The organism is Paenibacillus sp. p3-SID867, assembly GCF_025142895.1.
Lineage (GTDB): Bacteria > Bacillota > Bacilli > Paenibacillales > Paenibacillaceae > Paenibacillus_AQ.
Genome location: NZ_JAMBDM010000003.1, coordinates 532,924 through 553,134 on the forward strand (window position 1 = coordinate 532,924; position 20,211 = coordinate 553,134).

At 49.2% G+C, this 20,211-nt stretch carries 15 protein-coding genes and 1 riboswitch; of the genes, 14 read left to right on the forward strand and 1 reads right to left on the reverse strand.

All coding sequences use genetic code 11. The features are described 5' to 3' along the window. Positions 1-129: 129 nt before the first annotated feature. From M4D81_RS08685 to M4D81_RS08700, 4 genes are all read left to right on the forward strand, one after another. Positions 130-594: a DinB family protein gene (locus M4D81_RS08685; RefSeq protein ID WP_194543233.1), complete on the forward strand. Its 465-nt coding sequence runs from the start codon at positions 130-132 to the stop codon at positions 592-594. A gap of 256 nt (positions 595-850) precedes the next feature. After that, a complete protein-coding gene (locus tag M4D81_RS08690) occupies positions 851-1,372 on the forward strand; it encodes a GNAT family N-acetyltransferase (RefSeq protein WP_260065648.1) in 522 nt (173 codons plus the stop codon). A 102-nt stretch (positions 1,373-1,474) separates the two neighbouring features. Next, positions 1,475-4,021, forward strand: a complete 2,547-nt coding sequence (locus M4D81_RS08695; RefSeq protein ID WP_260065649.1) for a diguanylate cyclase domain-containing protein — start codon at positions 1,475-1,477, stop codon at positions 4,019-4,021. Positions 4,022-4,191: 170 nt separating this feature from the next. Continuing rightward, entirely contained in the window at positions 4,192-4,824 is a 633-nt protein-coding gene (locus M4D81_RS08700) for a YdcF family protein (protein ID WP_260065650.1), read from the forward strand. Positions 4,825-4,834: 10 nt separating this feature from the next. Here the strand turns inward: M4D81_RS08700 and M4D81_RS08705 are convergent, their stop codons facing one another. Then, entirely contained in the window at positions 4,835-6,277 is a 1,443-nt protein-coding gene (locus M4D81_RS08705; protein WP_260065651.1) for a PAS domain-containing sensor histidine kinase, read from the reverse strand. Positions 6,278-6,530: 253 nt separating this feature from the next. Further along, positions 6,531-6,611: riboswitch (ZMP/ZTP riboswitch) on the forward strand. 83 nt (positions 6,612-6,694) lie between these two features. On the opposite strand from M4D81_RS08705, the gene purT reads away from it, so the two are divergent. The 10 genes from purT (at position 6,695) to M4D81_RS08755 (ending at position 20,169) form a co-directional block, all read left to right on the forward strand. After that, on the forward strand, positions 6,695-7,855 hold the full coding sequence (gene purT, locus M4D81_RS08710) for a phosphoribosylglycinamide formyltransferase 2 (RefSeq protein ID WP_260065652.1): 1,161 nt from the start codon (positions 6,695-6,697) through the stop codon (positions 7,853-7,855). 323 nt (positions 7,856-8,178) lie between these two features. Continuing rightward, positions 8,179-9,537 carry an MATE family efflux transporter gene (locus M4D81_RS08715; RefSeq protein WP_260065653.1) on the forward strand — a complete coding sequence of 453 codons (1,359 nt, stop codon included), beginning with the start codon at positions 8,179-8,181 and terminating at the stop codon, positions 9,535-9,537. A 198-nt stretch (positions 9,538-9,735) separates the two neighbouring features. Then, a complete protein-coding gene (locus M4D81_RS08720; RefSeq protein WP_260065654.1) occupies positions 9,736-11,370 on the forward strand; it encodes a response regulator in 1,635 nt (544 codons plus the stop codon). A 5-nt stretch (positions 11,371-11,375) separates the two neighbouring features. Next, on the forward strand, positions 11,376-13,205 hold the full coding sequence (locus M4D81_RS08725) for a cache domain-containing sensor histidine kinase (RefSeq protein ID WP_260065655.1): 1,830 nt from the start codon (positions 11,376-11,378) through the stop codon (positions 13,203-13,205). After that, a complete protein-coding gene (locus tag M4D81_RS08730; RefSeq protein WP_260065657.1) occupies positions 13,198-14,199 on the forward strand; it encodes a substrate-binding domain-containing protein in 1,002 nt (333 codons plus the stop codon). Before M4D81_RS08725 ends, M4D81_RS08730 begins: the two co-directional genes overlap by 8 nt. Positions 14,200-14,370: 171 nt before the next feature. Then, complete coding sequence (locus M4D81_RS08735) at positions 14,371-15,423, forward strand: galactose ABC transporter substrate-binding protein (RefSeq protein WP_260065658.1); 1,053 nt, start codon at positions 14,371-14,373, stop codon at positions 15,421-15,423. A 115-nt stretch (positions 15,424-15,538) separates the two neighbouring features. Continuing rightward, positions 15,539-17,071, forward strand: a complete 1,533-nt coding sequence (locus M4D81_RS08740) for a sugar ABC transporter ATP-binding protein (RefSeq protein ID WP_397376669.1) — start codon at positions 15,539-15,541, stop codon at positions 17,069-17,071. Continuing rightward, positions 17,049-18,068 carry a galactose/methyl galactoside ABC transporter permease MglC gene (mglC, locus tag M4D81_RS08745; protein ID WP_194543223.1) on the forward strand — a complete coding sequence of 340 codons (1,020 nt, stop codon included), beginning with the start codon at positions 17,049-17,051 and terminating at the stop codon, positions 18,066-18,068. Before M4D81_RS08740 ends, mglC begins: the two co-directional genes overlap by 23 nt. Positions 18,069-18,252: 184 nt before the next feature. Further along, entirely contained in the window at positions 18,253-19,326 is a 1,074-nt protein-coding gene (locus M4D81_RS08750) for a Gfo/Idh/MocA family oxidoreductase (protein WP_260065660.1), read from the forward strand. Positions 19,327-19,329: 3 nt separating this feature from the next. Next, entirely contained in the window at positions 19,330-20,169 is an 840-nt protein-coding gene (locus M4D81_RS08755; protein WP_260065661.1) for a sugar phosphate isomerase/epimerase family protein, read from the forward strand. Positions 20,170-20,211: the final 42 nt, after the last annotated feature.

The window sequence follows — 20,211 nt, forward strand, 5'->3', positions numbered from 1 at the left end:
TGAAGGCTTGCCCTTGATTCATCCATTTTTTTTATGAAACGGAGTGAAAACAATATTATTTCTTTATCCGCATATGGAGTACACTCGGTTAAAGCGGACGCTGGATATTAATGAGAAGGAGTGGGCTGCATGAGAGCATACCTGTTTGAACATTTGGAATTTGTGCGTGCACAAACGTTGAATCTTGTAAGGGATCTCCCGGATGATATAGCGGAGTTGATTCCGAGTGGAATGAATAACCACGTGAAATGGAATATGGGACATGTTTTATTTATAGCGGAAAGGTTTGCGTTCGGCGTGAACGGAGAACCTATAACCCTTCCCTCTGAATATACCGAGCTGTTCCGATCGGGTTCAAAGCCAAGGGAGATTAGCGAAGCATGGCCATCCATACACGAGCTTGTCGAACTGCTTGAGGGTCAGGTCCACCGAATCGAACGCAGGTACAACGGGCATTTGCACGATACGGTTTTATCCCCCTATACAACCTCCAAAGGTTTAAAGTTAACCCGGGTCGAAGAATTCTTAAGCTTTTGCTTGTATCATGAAGGCATGCATTTTGATAAAATGAAATCGATTCTCAGCCAAGTCTAAGTTGTAATGAAATGAAACATAAAGAAACAATTTGAGATGAGAGCGATAAGCGGAAAAATAACCAGAAATTTGACATATTATGAAGGAATGTCACTCTTTTGATCGAATCTTTAATGAGAGTAAGTTGAAAAGTGAAAGAGGGTGACCCGGCGTAATTAAGAAAGAACTTTATATACGGCGAATCGCATTTGCCTCTGTATTAGAGTGTGCGGTATGAAGAGGACACTTGAATACATTTTGAAGAGGAGTCGGGCAAATGGATATCGTAACGGAAAGATTAATAATTCGCGAGTTTGAACCAGAAGACTGGCAGGATGTTCTGCAATATACATCCGATCCGGTGGTGATGCATTACATGCCTGAGCCTGTGCATACGGAAGAAACAGTAAAACAATTTCTTGCTCAGAACAAGGGCGATAAAGCTCATCATTATGCCGTCTGCCTGCAAAAGGAACAACGGGTGATAGGACATGTGGTGTTTCATCCATGGTTCGGCGAACATACCTATGAAATCGGCTGGGTGTTTAATTCAACCTATCACCGTAGGGGGTATGCCACGGAAGCTGCCAGAGCTTTGCTTCAGCACGGTTTCGAAGTAATGGGGTTGCATCGGATCATTGCGACATGCCAGCCTGAGAATACACCTTCGTATCGGGTGGTGGAGAAGCTGGGTATGAGGAGAGAAGGCTATTTTCAACAGTGTATTCCTCGTGGCGATATCTGGTGGGATGAGTATTACTATGCTATGCTGAAGACTGAATGGCGTACAATCTCATAGTTCTATTGTTATAATATGCTGTGCCCAATGGATCTCTTATAACAATGAGATGCATTGGGCTTATTTGATATTAAATCTGTGAATAAGGGAAGTTGATAAGCAATGACGGAACAGGATCCACTAAATCGAGAGCTGCTGACGGAGGGCGATTATGTAACGGATGGACCGATCGACCTGACGAATTGCGAGAAAGAACCTATTCACATTCCAGGATATATTCAGCCCCATGGCGTACTGCTTGCCATTAACCCTATCGATGACTATAGGATCGCCCAATGCAGCCGAAATACCGATCAGTTCTTAGGCATTAGCGCAGAAGCACTTCTGGGACAGCGTTTGGAAGCGCTTATTGGGAAGGCCCAATTTGAGTTGATGATTCATCGGGATCTTCAGGCGATCGCCACGCCCGATTTACAGTATATCAATTTAACGATTCCGGTTGGGGATGATCCGGTTGCGTTTTTCGGAATTGTCCACGCAAGCGAAGGGTTGATACTGCTTGAATTGGAGCTGGTATCGGAAGATACCGTACCCTTTACAGATGATTTTGAAAGGATACAGACATTCTTCAGTCGCATGAAACGAACCGAGAATCGTGTGGAGGGGAGTCAAGTGGCTTGCGAGCTTGTGAAGGATATTCTTGGATATGACCGCGTGATGCTCTATGAGTTTGATGATCACTGGAACGGAAAAGTGGTTGCCGAAGCTAAAAAGCAGGAGCTGGAGCCTTTTTTGGGACATCATTATCCGGCATCGGATATTCCTAGGCAAGCCCGTGAACTGTATCTAAGAAATTGGCTGCGGACGATTGTTGATGTGAGTTATACGCCGGTTGAGATTATTCCTACGGTACAACCCTTGACTGGCAAGCCATTGAATCTCAGTTTATCCGCGCTGCGGAGTGTATCTCCGCTTCATATCGAGTATCTTCATAATATGGGGGTTGGCGCGACAACCACGATTTCCCTTATCCATGACAACCAATTATGGGGTTTGATTACTTGTCATCACTATAGTAGAAAATACGTATCCCACCGGACTCGCAACCTGTGCAACTTTCTGGGCTCCTTTTTCTCCAACGAGCTGTATCAACGACAGCAGCTCGACGATTATCAAACCGAGTTGAGGCTCAGAATTTTATCCGCCCGCTTTACCGAAATTTTCATCGGCCAAACCGATGTATTCCATGTTATCGAACAGCTTGACAACGAGGAGCAGACCTTGCTCGATTTAATGAGCGCTACCGGGGCTGTCGTTTATTATCAAGATAATTTGATGCTGTACGGTACGACGCCAACCTCGAAGCAAGTCATGGAGCTTGCCGGCTGGTTATCTGCCCGGGCCGAAGATTATACGTACCACAGTTCTAAACTCAGTGCCGAATATGAACCCGCTAAAGCTTATAGGGATATCGCATCAGGTGTATTGTATCTCGCTTTGTCACCAGGCCAACAAAATTATGTGATGTGGTTCAGGCCCGAGGTTGTTCAAATTGTGGATTGGGCCGGCGATCCGGCCAAAGCCGTTATCCAAGAGGAGGATAAGGTCCGTTTATCACCGCGTAAATCATTCGAAAAATGGAGACAGGTGGTTGAGGGGACCTCATATTCTTGGAAGTCACAGGAGTTAAGCGTTCTCCCGCAATTGAAGTCGATTGTCCGCAAGCAGACGGATGATCAATTAAGGCAAGCAAAAGAACAGGCCATACAGAATGCGAGAATTTTCAGAGAGAACGAAGAACGGTATCTGCAGCTTATGGGCCTGTCGCCTGTCGCTTTCTTGTCACTGACAACGGCAGGTACCATTATGTATTGCAATCCGCAGGCCGAATCGCTGTTCGGTGCAAAGAAACCCGAAGAGCTGCTGCAGCTTGAGATATACAGGTTGGCTAGAGAAGATTCGCGAGATGATCTGAGAGAGCAGATCAAACGGATGGAGCAGAATCAAGCCCAGTTAGTATCCGGCAGCGGCAGGTTTGTTACGCTGGAGGGCAACGGGATCGAGCTTGAATTTATGCTGGCTGCTATTCATCAAGGGCGTAAATCCTCCATTATGGTGATTCTGAGAGAAGGCACGGCGGAAGACGGCCCGGATCGGGTATACTCCGACGTGCTGGATCAGCTTCAAAATTATGTGACAACAGACCCGCTGACCGAACTGCCCAATCCGCTGACTTTTGAAAAAGAACTGTCGATGGACTGGGAGGAATGTGTTCAGAATAAGCTGCCTTTAGCCTTAATGATGGTCGATATTGACGACTTCCGCGTATATAATACTCTTCATGGTTTATATGGCGGTGATTTATGTTTGCAATGGATAGCCGATGCCTTGAAAATTATTGGCGAACACTATGGAGCGTCTATATCACGCTACGGTGGCGGCACCTTTATCCTGAAGCTGAAAAACGAAAGTCCCGAACGTACCTATGAATTGGCCGAGAAGATACGCCTGGGCGTGCTTGCACTCAGCATTCCCAAGGATCGCTCGGCAGAGGATGGGTTTATGACCGTTAGCGTGGGGGCGGCATGCCTTACACCAGCATCCATGTTAAAGTTCACGGATTTGATTGCGGAGACGGAAAAAGCGATGCATATGGCCAAGAGCAAAGGGAAGAACAGAGTCACGCTGCATGGATGTGATGCGGATTAAACGGTAGATTCGAGTTTGTGTTACCCTCGCTAGTACTAGAATGAAAAAACGATAGTTGACAGCAAAGAAAGCCTGACGCTCTCAATAAGGGAGCCAGCAGGCTTTTTTTGCTGAGAATGATAGAATGGACACTAAGGGTAGATTTAAGATTGGGTATTTGGGGGTGCAGCATGACACAAAATATGCCGGCAAAGGAAGCTCGGGGCAGAAGAAAGCGTACCGTGATTTATGTGTTGGGGGGATTCATTGGAATCCTGTTAATTTATACGCTATATGTGGGCATCACCATTTGGAATTATGCGCAAAGAACAGCCAATATTCCGTCTGATGCAGCCATCGTGCTGGGGGCTGCTGTATGGGAAGGGAAGCCATCCCCTGTTTTTCAGGGACGCATTGATCATGCGCTATGGCTGTATAACCGGCAGTACGTAGACAAGCTGATATTTACAGGCGGACGCAGTTCGGAGGATGAACTTGCCGAATCGGAAGTTGCCAGGCAGTATGCCATCGAGCACGGTGTTCCAGAGAGTGACATCCTTGTCGAGTCGGCTTCGACGATCACGGAGCAGAATCTGCACTTTGCCAATAAGGTAGGAGATTCAGCAGGGCTGTCCTCTTACCTCATTGTAAGTGACCCGCTGCATATGAAGCGGGCGATGATGATGGCGGAAGACATGGGATTGGAAGCCAATCCTTCGCCCACAGCCCGGAGTGCGTATCAGAGCCTGAGAAGCAAAGTTCCTTTTTTAATCAGAGAAGTCTTTTATTACATCGGCTATCAACTGGCTTCACCATTCCGATAATATGTATGCGTTATAAAGCCGGTAAATGGATCGTAAAGGTTGTCCCATAATCGGGTATGCTCTCTACGTTCATCGTACCGCCATGATTATGAATAATGTTCTTGGTAATCATCAGTCCCAGTCCCGTCCCGGTGTCTTTGGTCGTAACAAAGGGCTGTCCCAGGGATTGGATTTGCTCCTGCGTCATGCCAATCCCTTCGTCCTGCACGATGATTTGAACCTCTTGAGCGTTGTGCAAAATGTCCAGGGTAATGGTACCGCCTTGATTCATCGCTTCCATGGCATTTTTCAGCAGATTGATGAACACTTGCTTGAGCTGGTTTACTTCACCCTGGACGAAGACCGGTGCCATCGGATAATGAGGGATGATCTCGATATTTTTGAGGGCTGCTTGAACCTTCATAAGCGTAATGATCTGTTCCATAATGGCAAACACGTCGATGGGTCCGCTGACATGGACACTCTGCGGTTTCGAGAGCACCAGGAGTTCATTGACAATGAGCTCGATGCGTTTGAGCTCCGATTCAATGATTTCAAAATAGAGCTCGTTGCTGCGTTCCGCAGATCGCAGCAATTTTACGAATCCGTTAATCGAAGTTAAAGGATTTCGAATTTCATGGGCAATGCCGGCGGCCAACTGGCCGGCGGTGGTCAGCTTCTCGGATTGCATCACGCGATCTTCTTCCATCTGCTGCTCTGTGATGTCTTTAAAGATTCCGACCGCCGCTTTTTCGCCTTCATAATTTATGGTCAACGTGAATCCCGTGACCATTTTCTCCTGCCCGTCCAGACAGCGTATCAGATAATCGACGCTTCCGATCTCTCCGCTCTCGGCATATTTTGCCCTGCGTTTCATCAGTTTGTTATGGTACGATGCGTCGACTACCACGTCGGTTGAAATCCCGAGGACGTCGCGGGGATGCGCAGCATTAACAAGTCTGAGCGCGGCAGAATTAACATAGTGGACAATACCCTTTTTTGTGATGAGTACGGAGAGGGGAAGCCCATCCAGCAGCTGCAGAAACGAATTTTCCTTCTCGTTGAGTTTCTGTTCTTTCCGCTCCAGCTGTTTCATGAGCTGTCTCAACAAGGTTCGATCTTCAAACTGTACCAAGTAGCCACGGAAACTCTGCGCCAGCTCCTCCTTAACGCTGATACGTAAACTGAGGTGTACTTCACGATCGGATGGATGGTGGTAAACATATTCAAACTGGGTTATGGATTGCTGTTGATCTTGAGTGGCTCTTGTGTTCCAAACCACTTGATTCAATAAGGCGCGGATGCTGCTATCTTCTTGTGACGCCCCGGCAGTTAACTCCTGCTGTGAATATCCCAATAGATCACTTAGTGCCGAATTGACCTTAAGAATCGAACCATCAAGCGATATCAATGCCATTCCGATTACGGCTTGTTCAAAGGCAAAATCATGATTGGGGTTGGAATAGGGCAGCACAGCAAGTCTCCTTTCAAATATCTGACAGGAATGAATTTATCCATATTATATGTTGGACCCTATCATTCATCAATCCTTTAAAGCGATAGATCTTTAACGAAATTTCTCGTTTTGGCGATAAATCCATCCCAAGAAGTGGCTTTCGCAATCGCTGAAGGATGCTATCGATATGCTGAAGTCTAAATCCTAATGTCGCCTTACGGTGATATTGCAATTAACGGGAAGATTAAGTATGATTTAAATAACAATGTATAGGTTTATGTGTAACTGGCGTAGCATGGGGGACCATGAGGGAGCACATAGATGACGACGGCCGTACGCCTGGGCAGAGGTAAGGGAAGCTTATTTCCCTTACCTCTTTATTATTTTCTGCTTTTTTATAAGTCTCTGAAACTACGAAAAGGGGATAAAACAACGATGTTAAAAACGAAGAAAATACTGCTGCTAGGTTCGGGAGAACTCGGAAAAGAAGTCGTGATTGAGGCCCAGAGACTGGGTGTTGAAACCGTAGCGGTCGATCGTTATGCCGACGCTCCTGCCATGCATGTTGCCGATCACAGCCATGTCCTCGATATGCTGGATGGGGAGAAATTACGCGCAATCATCGAGCTGGAGAAGCCGGACCTGATCGTACCCGAAATCGAGGCGCTCGCTACTTCGGAGCTGGTTAGACTGGAGGAAGAGGGGTACCGGGTTATTCCTACTGCCAGAGCTGCGAAGCTTACGATGGATCGTGAAGGGATTCGCCGGTTGGCTTCCGAGGAGTTGGGACTGCCTACTGCAGGCTATCGATTTGCCGATACTTATGAGGAATTTAAACAGGCTGTCCTGGATATGGGCTTTCCGTGCGTGATTAAACCGCTGATGAGTTCCTCAGGCAAAGGCCAGAGTGTATGCCGCTGCGAAGGGGATATCGAGTCCTGCTGGAACATCGCGATGGAAGGCGGCCGCGTGCAGAACGGCAGAGTGATCATTGAGGAATTCATTACGTTCCAGTCAGAGATCACGCTTTTGACCGTTCGCTCCGTCAATGGAACAAGCTTCTGTGCGCCAATCGGTCATATTCAGGAGAGCGGGGACTATATCGAATCCTGGCAGCCGCACAACATGTCCGATGAGCAAATGGAGGAAGCTAAATATATTGCAAGGACGATTACCGACGAGCTTGGCGGATATGGTTTGTTTGGTGTTGAATTGTTCCTTGCTGCGGATAAAGTGTATTTTAGCGAGGTGTCTCCGCGACCGCATGATACCGGCTTGGTTACGCTGGTGACGCAAAATTTATCTGAATTCGCGCTTCACGTCCGTGCCATTCTTGGTTTTCCGATCCCGGAGATCGAATTAATAACGCCTGGAGCCAGCCGTCCGCTGAAAGCGGCGCGAGAGCTGGAGAACTACACAATTACCGGTGCCGAGCAAGCACTGGCTGTTCCGAATACGCAGCTGCGCATTTTTGGGAAACCGGTGACCAAGGTTGGAAGACGGGTCGCAGTTGCGTTGTCAACCGCCGGCACAGTAGAGGAAGCGCGTTCGCGTGCGAAGCAGGCTTTGGATGAGCTTGCTATTGAGGAAGCCTAATCATTACCGATTCTTAGGGTGGTGCATCCATAATCTTCTGAAAAAAAGGTCAACCGATTAACTGGTTGATCTTTTTCATTGAAATGATTTCGCGGATCAAAATCCGGTATGAACTGTTCTGACCATAGTGACTTAGTTTTGTTAGTGGTTTTGATGATAAATATGCAGAAATTTATGTTCTTTCATGATAAGATACACAAGAATACAAACGACCCTCACCCATTATAATGTTTTCAAGGTGCTGCTCTATAGGCACAGTTTATAGCGTTATATTATCTAATAAATATATAGAGGAACGTTTATGACGGCATAGGAGAATCTACATGAGAGACATGACGCAAGGAAGTCCGATCAAGCTGATCATCATGTTTACGATCCCGCTTTTGATCGGAAATATTTTTCAACAATTTTATAATATGGCGGATACCCTGATTGTGGGGCGCACCATTGGTGTGAACGCACTTGCGGCCGTTGGCTCGACGGGCAGTATTTTGTTTTTTGTCATTGGCTTTGCCCAAGGCTTGACCGCAGGTTTATCCATCATAACGGCCCAGCGTTTTGGCGCGAAGGATATCGCGGGCGTTCGCAAAAGCGTGGGAACGAGTATATGGATTAGCCTTGTATTCACGGTTTTTCTGACCATTGTGAGTGTCATATTCACGAGGCCTGTCCTCGTCATGATGAACACGCCGGCAGAAATCCTGGATGATGCTTATTCGTACTTAATCGTCATTAATTGGGGTGTTGGGGCAGCCGTCCTGTTCAACTTGCTGGCGAACTTGCTCAGAGCGCTTGGGGACAGCCGGACACCGCTTCTATTCTTGGTGGTCGCAAGCATTCTGAATATCGTACTCGATCTGTTATTTATTCTCGTATTCAAGATGGGAGTAGCCGGAGCAGGGCTTGCCACGGTGGTATCGCAGCTATTCTCCTGCCTGCTCTGCTTGTTATACATTCATAAAAAGGTTCCGCTTCTGCAGTTCAAGAATGCTGATTGGTCCATCGATTGGACATTTATACACCGGCATATGTGGGTCGGTTTCCCGATGGGCTTCCAAGCCTCCATCATTGCAATCGGTGCCATCATTCTTCAGATTACGCTTAACGGACTTGGGGCAACAGCCGTAGCCGCATATACTGCTGCTCAGAAGATTGACATGCTCGCTACGCAGCCCATGAGTTCCTTTGGCATTACGATGGCGACTTTTGCGGCCCAGAACTTCGGTGCGAATCGCATAGACCGAATTAAGCTTGGAGTTAAACAATGTATATGGGTCTCGGGATCTTTCAGCATCGCCGTGGGGTTGCTGGTTATATTCGCGGGTCCTGCAGCCGTCAGCCTCTTTGTCGGTCAAGGACAGGAAGAATTGCTGTCCCTTAGCAGGCTGTATTTCTTATCGAACGGAAGCACCTATTTGCTTCTCTCGCTGCTGTTCATCTACCGCTTCACGCTGCAGGGACTGGGACAGAGCTTTATCCCAACCGTAGCCGGCATCATGGAACTGATCATGCGGGTATTGGCTGCCATCTTCCTGACCGCGCAGATCGGGTTCCTCGGCGCAAGTCTGGCGAACCCGCTGGCTTGGCTCGGAGCCGTCATCCCACTCGGCATTGCCTACTACCTGAGCATCAAAAGGTTAGGCACGCCTGCTAATCCCGTCTCCATACCGGCCCAGGCGTAAGGATTTTATACAATCGAGTTCAGAACGAATCATGACTTAACGAACAGAAATCACTCTGTTGTTCAAGAGCCATGCATTCGTTCTTTTTTTTGCCTCAAAGCAGCGTGTAAATGATGCATTCCAAATTTGGATGGGCCGCGGTAAGATCACATTAGATTCTTTTAACTAATTTGACAGATTAGAACAGGAGGGGTTGCCTTGTACAAAGTGCTGTTAGTGGACGATGAAGCCGACGTAAGAGAGGGACTCGTGCAGGAAATCCAGTGGGAAGCCTGCGGATTCACGATCGAGGGAACGGCGGAGAACGGGAGAGAGGCTGTGGAGCTTGCGGAGCGATTGGAGCCGGAAGTTGTCATTACCGATATCAGTATGCCGTTTCAGGATGGGCTCCAGCTGGCCTCATGGCTCAGAGAGTTTCAGCCGCTGTGCAAAATCGTGATCTTAACCGGATACGATGAATTTGATTATGCCCGTCAAGCGATTACGCTCAGCGTGGACGAGTATTTGCTTAAACCTTTCTCAGCCGAAAGCTTTATGGAGCTATTGAGGAAGATCAAGGACAAGATCGATTTGGAGGTTGCAGAGCGCGAGGATGTGCGCCAGTTGAAGGAGCATTACCGCACGAGCCTGCCATTGCTTCGGGAATCGTTTCTTGCGTCGCTGCTCACCCGGAAATTACCCCGCTCGATTGTTGAGGAGAAGATTCGAAATTACGAATTATCTTTGAATGGAGGTTGTTACCTTGCTGCGGTTATGGCCTTATATCCCGCTTCTGTTGATAAGGAGCAAACGTCCTCAGCCTCCCTACGCCATTCTGGAGACTTGGATTTAATGCTGCATGCCATGCTGAACATCGCTAAGGAGCTTCTGGATCCCTCATCTATTGTAAGCGCATTCATATATCAGGACAGCATTGTGCTGCTGATTGCGAATGATGAGAGGGAGGAAGAAGCGTGGTTTAGCGAGCTGCAGTTGACACTTGACCGTTTATTAAAAAGCATTCTTCATTATTTGAAGCTGCCGGTTACGATTGGAGTGGGCTCACAGGTGGGGAATCTAACAGACCTGAAGCTTTCATATCAGGGTGCGCTGCTGGCGCTCGACTACCGGTTGATTCTGGGTGCCGAGAAAGTCATTTTCATCGATGATGTCGAGCGTCCGAGACCGGAGGGGGTTCGTCTGGATGAATTAAAGGAGCAAGCGCTGATCCGCAGTCTAAAGCTCGGAACCGAAGAGGAAATGACCGAAGCCATTTCGCATATATTCGATGAACTCATTGGCGCCTCATGTACCATTCAGGACGTTCAGGTATACCTTCTGGAGGTTGTAACGGCCGTCTTGCGATCGGCCAAAGAATCCGGGGTTGAGATCGAGGCGTTGTTCGGAGCAGGATTTCAGCTGCATGCGGAGATCTTTAAGTTTTCCGGCTTACAGGAGGCTAAAGCCTGGCTGCAGGACATTAGTTTGACCATACGAAAGCATATTGCCAGCTCCAGGCAGCATGCGTACAAAGACATTGTGGAGAAGGCACTCCAATATACACGGGAGCATTACGTTGATTCGGAATTATCTCTGCAGAAGCTGTGCATGCAGCTTCATATTAGTACAGGCTATTTTAGCGCTGTGTTTAAAAGAGAAGTCAAAATGACCTACGTGCAGTATTTGATGCAGCTTCGGATGGAAACTGCTAAGGAGCTTCTTCGATCATCGGATCTTAGAGCCTTCGAAATCGCGGAGCGTGTCGGATTTGCCGATCCGAATTATTTCAGCTTCTGCTTCAAGAAGTTGGTCGGCATCTCGCCCAAGGAATACCGGACACAAGCGAGGGGGTAGATCTGGTGAAAATCGCGTATGCCAAGCGGAACTCGATTAAACCAACCATTCAGCGATGGATTAGGCGATTTCGCGCACATAGCATTCAATCGATCATCATGTGGTCCTTCTCGGCATTTATTTTGCTGATCGTGATCGTGGTAGCCGTTCTGTTGTTCAATAAATTCTCCCGATCGGCGGAGCAAAGCGTGTTTCTGAATGCCCAGCAAATCGTGGATCAAGTAAGCTATAATCTTGAGGATTATGTGGACGGGATGGCACAGCTGTATCGGGCCATTGAGGAAAACATGCTAGCGGACGGGCAATGGGACGATGAGCAGGTTACTCAACAGCTGAATACCATCATGCGAAGCCGGGATGACATCGTCTCCATCGCGTTATTTAATGAACAGGGCGATATGCTGAGGAACCATCCGGCTATGCCGGTTAAGGCCAGCGCGCGGGTGACGGAACAAAGCTGGTTTCACTCGGCCATGAGAGTCTCCAACCATCTGAGCTTCTCACTGCCGCATGTGCAGAATTTGTACGACCATACATTTAAATGGGTTGTCACGATGAGCAAAGGAATTACGGTTGTTCATAACGGGGAGCCAACATATGTCATTCTGCTGGTAGATATCAACTTCAAGAAAATCGATGAGCTAAGCAGCCGCATTAGCTTGGGTAAGCGGGGGTATGCGTACATCATCGATGAAGGAGCGGGAAACATCGTGTATCATCCCCAGCAGCAATTAATTTACATGGGGCTTCGAAATGAGAGTGTTGAGCGGGCACTTACTTCCTCTGACAGCTACATTGATGAATCGGATGGAGTCAAGCGGCTGAACACGGTGAAATCAGTCGTTAATATAGGATGGAAAATCGTTGGGGTTTCCTATTTGGATGAAATCATGACCACAAGAGAAGAGGTCAATCGTTATCTGGTTCAGGTCGTGGCGATGGTTCTGGTGCTTGCCATCACAGTTTCCCTGATTCTCTCGGCTATGCTGACCCGCCCCATCCGCCGGATGGGCAGAACGATGAAGGCGGTGGAACGTGGCGATTTCAACGTGGAGCTCCCGATGCAGGGGCCCCTGGAAGTGGTACAGCTGTCCAGCCGGTTCAATCTGATGCTGGATAAGATCAGGCAGCTCATGAAACAGATTGTGAAAGAGCAGGAATCGAAGCGCAGATACGAGCTGGAAGCCTTGCAGGCTCAGATCAACCCGCATTTTTTATATAACACCTTGAATTCGGTTGTCCGCATGGTGGGCATGAGCAAGAAGGAGGAAGTCATTACGATGATCACTTCCTTGTCGAAGCTGTTTCGTTTGAGCTTGAGCAAAGGGAAGACCTCCATAAGCGTCCGTGAGGAGCTGGAGCATGCAAGGCATTATTTGACCATCCAACAAATGAGATATAAACAGAAATTCGATTTTATGATCGAAGCGGAAGAGGCAGCGCAGTCCTGCTACACGCTAAAGCTTGTGCTTCAGCCCTTAATCGAGAATGCCATCGTACATGGCATTGAATATATGGTGGATCAAGGACATATTCACATAACGGCTGCTATACAAGGCGATCTATTGGAGATGACGGTTAGGGACAATGGGGTCGGAATGTCTCCCGAGATGCTTGAAAGGATATTAGAGGTTGAAACGCTGCGACAACATCCGGCTCCATTTATCAATACGGCAGGCTCCGGCGTGGCCGTTCGAAATGTTCATGACCGGATCCAATTATATTATGGGCACCGTTACGGTCTGGAATATGAGAGCGAGCTTGAAGAGGGCACGACCGTTCGCATACGGATACCGATTATTCACGAGCCAGGGGAGGAGCGGGAGCATGATTAGCATGCAGCGTGTGTTATGGATACCGATTGTACAGAAAGGCCGTCTTGTTGTACTCATTCTATCCTTGATCTTCTTAACATCGTGTTCATCAGACGCAACCATAGATGAGAATGAGCCCAAACTCCGGCACATTGCACTCGTGGCACCCATACACGCCGAAGAGCAGGGGGATGCCATCCGATTAGGCGCCGAGGCGGCTGCCAAGGTATACGGAATGGTGCTTGATTATATCCCGCTGGAGCCTAGTGACGATGAAGCGGAGCAGTTGCAAGCTGCATTGAAGGTGCTGGAGAAAGGTTCCTCCGCGATTCTGATCGATCCGGCATCCGAAGCCGTACTGTTGAAATTAGGTGATAAGGCATCAGCAGCTGATGTCCCCATCATTGCTTTGAATGATGAGCGAATGACCACAGGTGTCCTGTCCGCCATCGCAATCCATAATGAGGCGGCCGGACGCAAGGCGGGTGAACAGCTGGCCGACTTACTTGGCGATCGGGGAGTTGTCGCCATACTTCGATCCGACAGGGAGGATCCCGACCTCATTGCCCGCGAAGAGGGAGCCAAAAGCGTATTGTCGGGAATTAGCGGGATTCAGATAGCGGACGGGGCAGCATGCGGCAAACGTGAAGATGCATGCTGGCAGGCGGCTAAGCAGCTGCTGGACCGGGAAGCGGTTGACGGGATACTGGCACTCGATATTCAGGCCTCCTTGGGAGCGGCAAAAGAAGTCGCAAGACGGAACGTTCAGGGGAAGATCAAGATTGTCACCTTCGGAAGCGACCTGGAGCAGCTTCAGCTTCTGCAGGATGGCATCCTACATAAACTCATTGTGCAGAACGGGTTCAGCACGGGGTATCTGGGAGTAGAACAGGCTGTAAAGGTATTGGACGGTTCGAAATATGACAAGCCGATTGTGCTTGAGACCAAGGTGATTGATGCGGACAACATGTTCTGGATGGATAATCAGAAGGTCCTGTTTCCATTTGTGAAGTAAAGAAATCGCGAAACTTAGAGGCAAAGTGATGAGAATATTGCTAGAAAGCATGAGGATTTTGAATTCGAATGTCAGGAGCATTGCGGCATAATGGCGGTAGACAGTGCGATATGGCGCAGGAACGCCGTATCCGTCACTGAAAATTCGAATGAAACAGGGAGGTCAACCCAGGTGAAGAAAAAATGGCTGTTCATCCTTATAGCCGGCATGATGCTGACCACGGCGGCATGCAATAACGGCGGGAGCAGTTCAACCGGCAGCGAAAGCAAGCAAGATGAGGCGGCAGGCGGCAGCACACCTCAAGTCGGGGTGGCAATTTACAAGTTCGACGACACGTTCATGACAGGCGTTCGGAACGCGATGTCCGATGCAGCGAATGGCGTAGCCAAACTGGATATCGTGGATAGCCAAAATGCGCAGCCAACCCAAAATGAGAAAATCGATCTGTTCATTTCGAAGAAATACAGCTCTATGATCATCAACCCGGTGGATCGGACGGCCGCCGGCGTCATTATCGATAAGGCAAAAACTGCGAATACGCCAGTGGTATTCTTGAACCGGGAGCCGATCGCGGAAGACATGAACAAGTGGGATAAGGTGTATTACGTAGGGGCAAAAGCGGAGGAATCCGGAACGATTTCGGGTCAGCTTATCGTCGATTATTGGAAGGCCAATCCCAAGGCGGACAAGAACGGGGATGGCAAGCTGCAGTATGTATTGCTGCAGGGTGAGCCGGGGCATCAGGATGCCGAGCTGAGGACCAAATTCTCCGTTCAGGCGATTCAAGATGCCGGGATCGAAGTCGAAGCGCTAGCGGTGGATACCGCCATGTGGGACCGCGTGAAGGGACAGGAGAAGATGCAAGCCTTCCTTGCATCCCATGGCGACAAGATTGAAGCGGTTCTGGCCAACAATGACGATATGGCGCTCGGTGCCATTGAAGCATTGAAAGCGGCGGGTTACTTCAGCGGCGACAAGTATATGCCGGTCGTGGGTGTAGATGCGACAGCTCCGGCCATTCAGGCGCTGGAAGACGGCACGCTTCTCGGCACTGTGCTTAATGACGCCAAGAGCCAGGGTAAAGCTTCCGTTGCGATTGCCGCAGCGCTATCCAAAGGAGAAACGCCGAACAAGGACAACACCGGATTTGATATTACCGACGGCAAATATGTATGGATCGCTTACAAAAAAATAACGAAGGACAATATCGCCGACGCGAAATAATAGCAGGGTTATGAGAAGGGACAGCAGCTATTCGTAGCGTTGTCCCTTTATATTGGGCTTTTTCACCCGGCCTGCGAAGGAGGTATTCAAGGTGGCGGAATCGTATGTGCTGGAGATGCGGAATATATCGAAGGCGTTTCCAGGCGTTCAGGCATTAAGCGACGTAACGTTCAAGGTGAGACCCGGAACCGTGCATGCGCTCATGGGGGAGAACGGGGCAGGTAAATCAACGCTGATGAAATGTTTATTCGGCATCTACAAGCCTGATGAAGGCGACATTTATTTAAACGGCAGCAAGGTAACCATCAACAGCTCCAGGGACGCATTGAATCACGGAATATCCATGATTCATCAGGAGCTTCATCCCGTGCCGCACCGCAACGTGATGGAGAATATATGGCTGGGAAGATTTCCGATGACGGGTTTCTGGCCTTTGAAATTCGTGAACGAGAAACAGATGGCAGAAGATACGCTCCGCCTGTTCCGCGAGCTCGATATCGATATCGATCCCAGGGCAAGAACAGGAGCGCTGTCTGTATCCAAGATCCAATCGCTTGAGATTGTCAAAGCGGTGTCTCATCACTCCAAGGTGATTGTAATGGATGAACCGACCTCATCGCTCACCGGAAATGAAGTGGAGCATCTGTTCAGCATCATGAACAGGCTCCGTTCGCAAGGGGTGTCGATCGTCTACATTTCGCACAAAATGGAAGAAATCCTGCGCATATCCGATGACGTGACGATTATGCGCGATGGTAAATATGTGGGGACTTGGCAGGCCGGCGAGCTGACAACCGATTTGATTATCACCCGCATGGTGGGACGGGATTTGACGGAGCGCTATCCGGAACGGGCGAACGTTCCCGGCGAAACCCGGATGCAGGTCCACCAATTAAGCTCCACGAATCCGAAATCGTTTCAGAATGTATCCTTCGAGCTAAGACGGGGGGAGATATTGGGCATCGGCGGCCTTGTCGGCGCACAGCGAACGGAATTGGTTGAAGCAATATTCGGACTTCGTCCGGTGGCTTCCGGAACTATATCGATCAACGGGAAGCCGGTAAAAATCAAATCACCATCAGATGCCAAGAAAAATAACATGGCGCTGCTGACGGAAGAGCGCAGAGTTACCGGTATATTCCCGGTGCTCTCGGTCTATGAGAATACCGTCATTGCCAATCTTCGCAGGTATCAAAATTGGGCGTTTCTGTTAAATGAACGCAGAGGAATCCAGGATGCGCGAATGAACGTGGAGCAGCTTAGGACGAAAACGCCCTCGGTCCATGCCCAGATTCGGAATCTGTCGGGCGGGAACCAGCAGAAGGTGCTGCTGGCAAGATGGCTTCTGACCGAGCCTGAGATCCTTCTGCTGGATGAGCCGACTCGTGGCATTGATGTTGGCGCGAAGTTCGAGATTTATTCCATCATTACGCAGCTAGCCAAGCAAGGAAAGAGCATTATAATGATTTCCTCCGAAATGCCCGAACTGCTTGGAATGTCCGACCGAATCATGGTGATGAGTGAAGGGCGGTTGACGGGAATTCTGGCAGGGCAGGAAGCAAGCGAAGAGGAAATCATGCGGCTTGCCGCACAGCAGCGGTCAGCCGATTCGGGAGGGGAAGTCGATGAATACGCAAACCATCGGTAAGGTAAAGGATTATTTGGCGCAGCGTGCCATATTCGTAGTATTAATATTGCTTGTTATCGGGATTGCCGTCGCAGATCCCAACTTTCTGGCCTTCTCCACGCTCCGGGATATTTTGCAGCAATCCTCCACCCGATTAATTATCGCGCTTGGCGCGGCGTTCATTCTAATCACCGGCGGGGTTGACCTCTCCGCAGGACGCGTTGTCGGATTAACGGCGGTCGTATCGGCTTCCATGCTGCAAACGGATGTATACGCAAACCGCTTCTTCCCGGACCTGCCTCAAGTATCGGTTGTATTGCCGATCCTTATCGGTATTGCAGCGGGACTTATCGTTGGGTTCATCAATGGTTTCATCGTAGCTAAACTGCATGTGCCGCCGTTCATAGCGACACTCGGTACGATGGTCGGCATATATGGCGTCAACTCCATCTATTTTGATATGGAGCCGAACCAATCCCAGCCGATTGGCGGCTTAAGACCGGACTTTACCGTGTGGGGCAGCGGCTACATCGACTTCGGGGGTGGGTATTCTCTCCCTTACATCGTCATTATCGCCGTCTTCGTTGCACTTATCTGCTGGGTCATTTTCAACAAGACCCGTCTCGGCAAAAATATGTATGCGATCGGCGGCAACGTGCAAGCGGCGCATGTATCGGGGATCAATGTAGCCCGTAATCTCATAGCGATCTACGCTATTTCCGGTGCGTTGTACGGCATCGCCGGCGTACTGGAGGCTGCGAGAACCGGCGGCGCGACGAATAACTACGGCAATATGTATGAACTGGATGCAATTGCTGCATGCGTGGTTGGAGGCGTATCCACTGCAGGAGGCATCGGCACAGTACCGGGCGTGATGGCCGGGGTTCTGATCTTCGGCGTCATCAATTACGGATTAACCTTTATCGGTGTCAGCCCATACTGGCAATTGATTATTAAAGGGCTTATTATTGTAGCAGCGGTCGCATTTGATATTCGCAAATACATGGCAAAAAAATAAAAGGATAAGTAGCCGCTGGAATATATCCTGCGGCTTTTGTAATAGATTATAGAATTTATTAGTTTTCAGCGGAGCTGAACAATTCAATAACCGCAAGAAAAACATCCTATAAACGCGGTCTGTCTTCTGAGAAAGTACGTCGATAGACGTTTTCTTATAATCATCCACCACAGGAGGTGCTGTAATGGCCGTGAAAAGAACGACATTGAATGTAGCCGTGCTGGGCTGCGGTCCCATTTCGCAGTACGGACATTTCGAGGCTTGCCGGAGAGCGCGCAATGCTAGACTATACGCGATATGCGATGTCGCGGAGGATTTGCTGAACCGCATGGCCGAAATCCACCAGCCATTAAAAACCTACAATGATTATGACAAGATGCTGGCCGATCCCGAGGTGGAGGCTGTCATCATTGGCATCGCGGATCAATTTCACGTGGAAGCTGCCCTTAAAGCCATTGCAGCAGGCAAGCATGTCCTAGTGGAGAAGCCTCTTGGCGTCAACGTAGAAGAGTGTGAGGAATTGCAGCGGAAGGCCGGGGCTACCGGAAGTATTGTCCAAATCGGAAATATGAAGCGCTTTGACCCGGGCATCGCATATGCCAAGCAGTTTATTGATCAAGAAATGGGTGAGATGCTGGCGCTGAAAGCATGGTACTGCGACTCAACCTACCGGTATACGGTCACCGAGAACGTGCAGCCCATGGTGCAGCTTAGTCCGAATGCTTTAAGGCCGGAGGGCAATCCGAAGCTGGATAAGCTGCGTTATTACATGCTGACGCATGGCAGTCATCTGGTGGATACGGCTCGCTTTTTAGGTGGAGAGATAGATAGCGTTACAGCCTGGAACACGCAAAAGTTCGGAGCGTATAACTGGTTTGTCACGGTGCAATATGCCTCGGGCGCTGTAGGACATCTGGATCTAACGGTTGCCGTGCGGATGGACTGGCATGAGGGCTTTCAGATCTACGGCGAACACGGAAGCGTGATTGGCAAGACTTATAATCCTTGGCTTTTTAAGTCCAGCGACGTCGAGGTATTCTCGGCACGGGATGGTTGTTATCATCGTCCGCTCGGGGAAGATGCCCATTTCTTCAAGCTGCAGGTTGAAGGCTTCGCGGATACGATTCTGGAGCAGGCACCCATGCGAGGGGCCAATCTGGAGGATGGAGTGGCTGCTATGCGTGCCATGGCGGCGATTGCACGATCGGTGGAAAGCGGGGATACGGTGAGGCTGGCTGACGTAACGGGAGGTGTATGAAGCATGAGACTGGGCATTTTCTCCAAGACGTTTGAGAGGCCGACACTGGAGGGGAATTTGGACGCAGTGAAAGCAACCGGACTGAGTGTAATTCAATTCAATCTTTCCTGCGCGGGTCTCCCATCACTGCCGCACGAGACCGATCTGGAAACCGCGGTGTATATAAGAGAAGAATGTGAGAAACGGCATCTACATATAGCCGCCGTATCCGGAACCTTCAATATGATTCACCCGGACGGTCAGAGATTGCGGGATGATATCCGACGATTTCGCCACTTGGCAGCCATGTGCCATTCGATGGGAACGTCGGTCATTACCCTGTGTACCGGCACAAGGGATAAGGACAATATGTGGAGGGCACATCCGGACAACAAATTACCGGAAGCGTGGGAAGACCTGCTTACGACCATGCGTGAATTAGTGAATATTGCAGAGGAGTTCGAGCTGGAACTGGCTATTGAACCTGAGCCTGCCAATGTAATCAGCGATGCCGTCAAAGCCAGACGGCTGCTCGATACGATGGATTCTTCCCGGTTAAAGATCGTTCTGGATGCAGCGAATTTGTTCAGTCCGACTGAGAGGAGGCCCCTGGCAGAAGTTATCGATCAAGCATTGTCACTGCTCAGCGCACATGTCATTATTGCGCATGCCAAGGATTATTCGACCGTAGACGGACTCCATTATACGGCTGCAGGAACCGGTGAACTGGATTATAAAGCTTACATGAAATTGCTGCACACTTATCATTTCAAGGGTCCGCTGATTCTTCATGGCCTGCATGAACGTCAGGTGCCGCAAAGCGTCTCTTATCTGAAGTCCCAAATCACAGCGGTCATGTTATGACACGAATTTCAACGTTAATGACAGCAGCATCTATGAATGTTA

Bases quoted from the DNA above. Each gene is read 5' to 3' on its own strand.
- M4D81_RS08685 (WP_194543233.1), top strand. From the start codon at position 130: ATGAGAGCATACCTGTTTGAACATTTGGAATTTGTGCGTGCACAAACG.
- M4D81_RS08690 (WP_260065648.1), top strand. From the start codon at position 851: ATGGATATCGTAACGGAAAGATTAATAATTCGCGAGTTTGAACCAGAA.
- M4D81_RS08695 (WP_260065649.1), top strand. From the start codon at position 1,475: ATGACGGAACAGGATCCACTAAATCGAGAGCTGCTGACGGAGGGCGAT.
- M4D81_RS08700 (WP_260065650.1), top strand. From the start codon at position 4,192: ATGACACAAAATATGCCGGCAAAGGAAGCTCGGGGCAGAAGAAAGCGT.
- purT (WP_260065652.1), top strand. From the start codon at position 6,695: ATGTTAAAAACGAAGAAAATACTGCTGCTAGGTTCGGGAGAACTCGGA.
- M4D81_RS08715 (WP_260065653.1), top strand. From the start codon at position 8,179: ATGAGAGACATGACGCAAGGAAGTCCGATCAAGCTGATCATCATGTTT.
- M4D81_RS08730 (WP_260065657.1), top strand. From the start codon at position 13,198: ATGATTAGCATGCAGCGTGTGTTATGGATACCGATTGTACAGAAAGGC.
- M4D81_RS08740 (WP_397376669.1), top strand. From the start codon at position 15,539: ATGCGGAATATATCGAAGGCGTTTCCAGGCGTTCAGGCATTAAGCGAC.
- mglC (WP_194543223.1), top strand. From the start codon at position 17,049: ATGAATACGCAAACCATCGGTAAGGTAAAGGATTATTTGGCGCAGCGT.
- M4D81_RS08750 (WP_260065660.1), top strand. From the start codon at position 18,253: ATGGCCGTGAAAAGAACGACATTGAATGTAGCCGTGCTGGGCTGCGGT.
- M4D81_RS08755 (WP_260065661.1), top strand. From the start codon at position 19,330: ATGAGACTGGGCATTTTCTCCAAGACGTTTGAGAGGCCGACACTGGAG.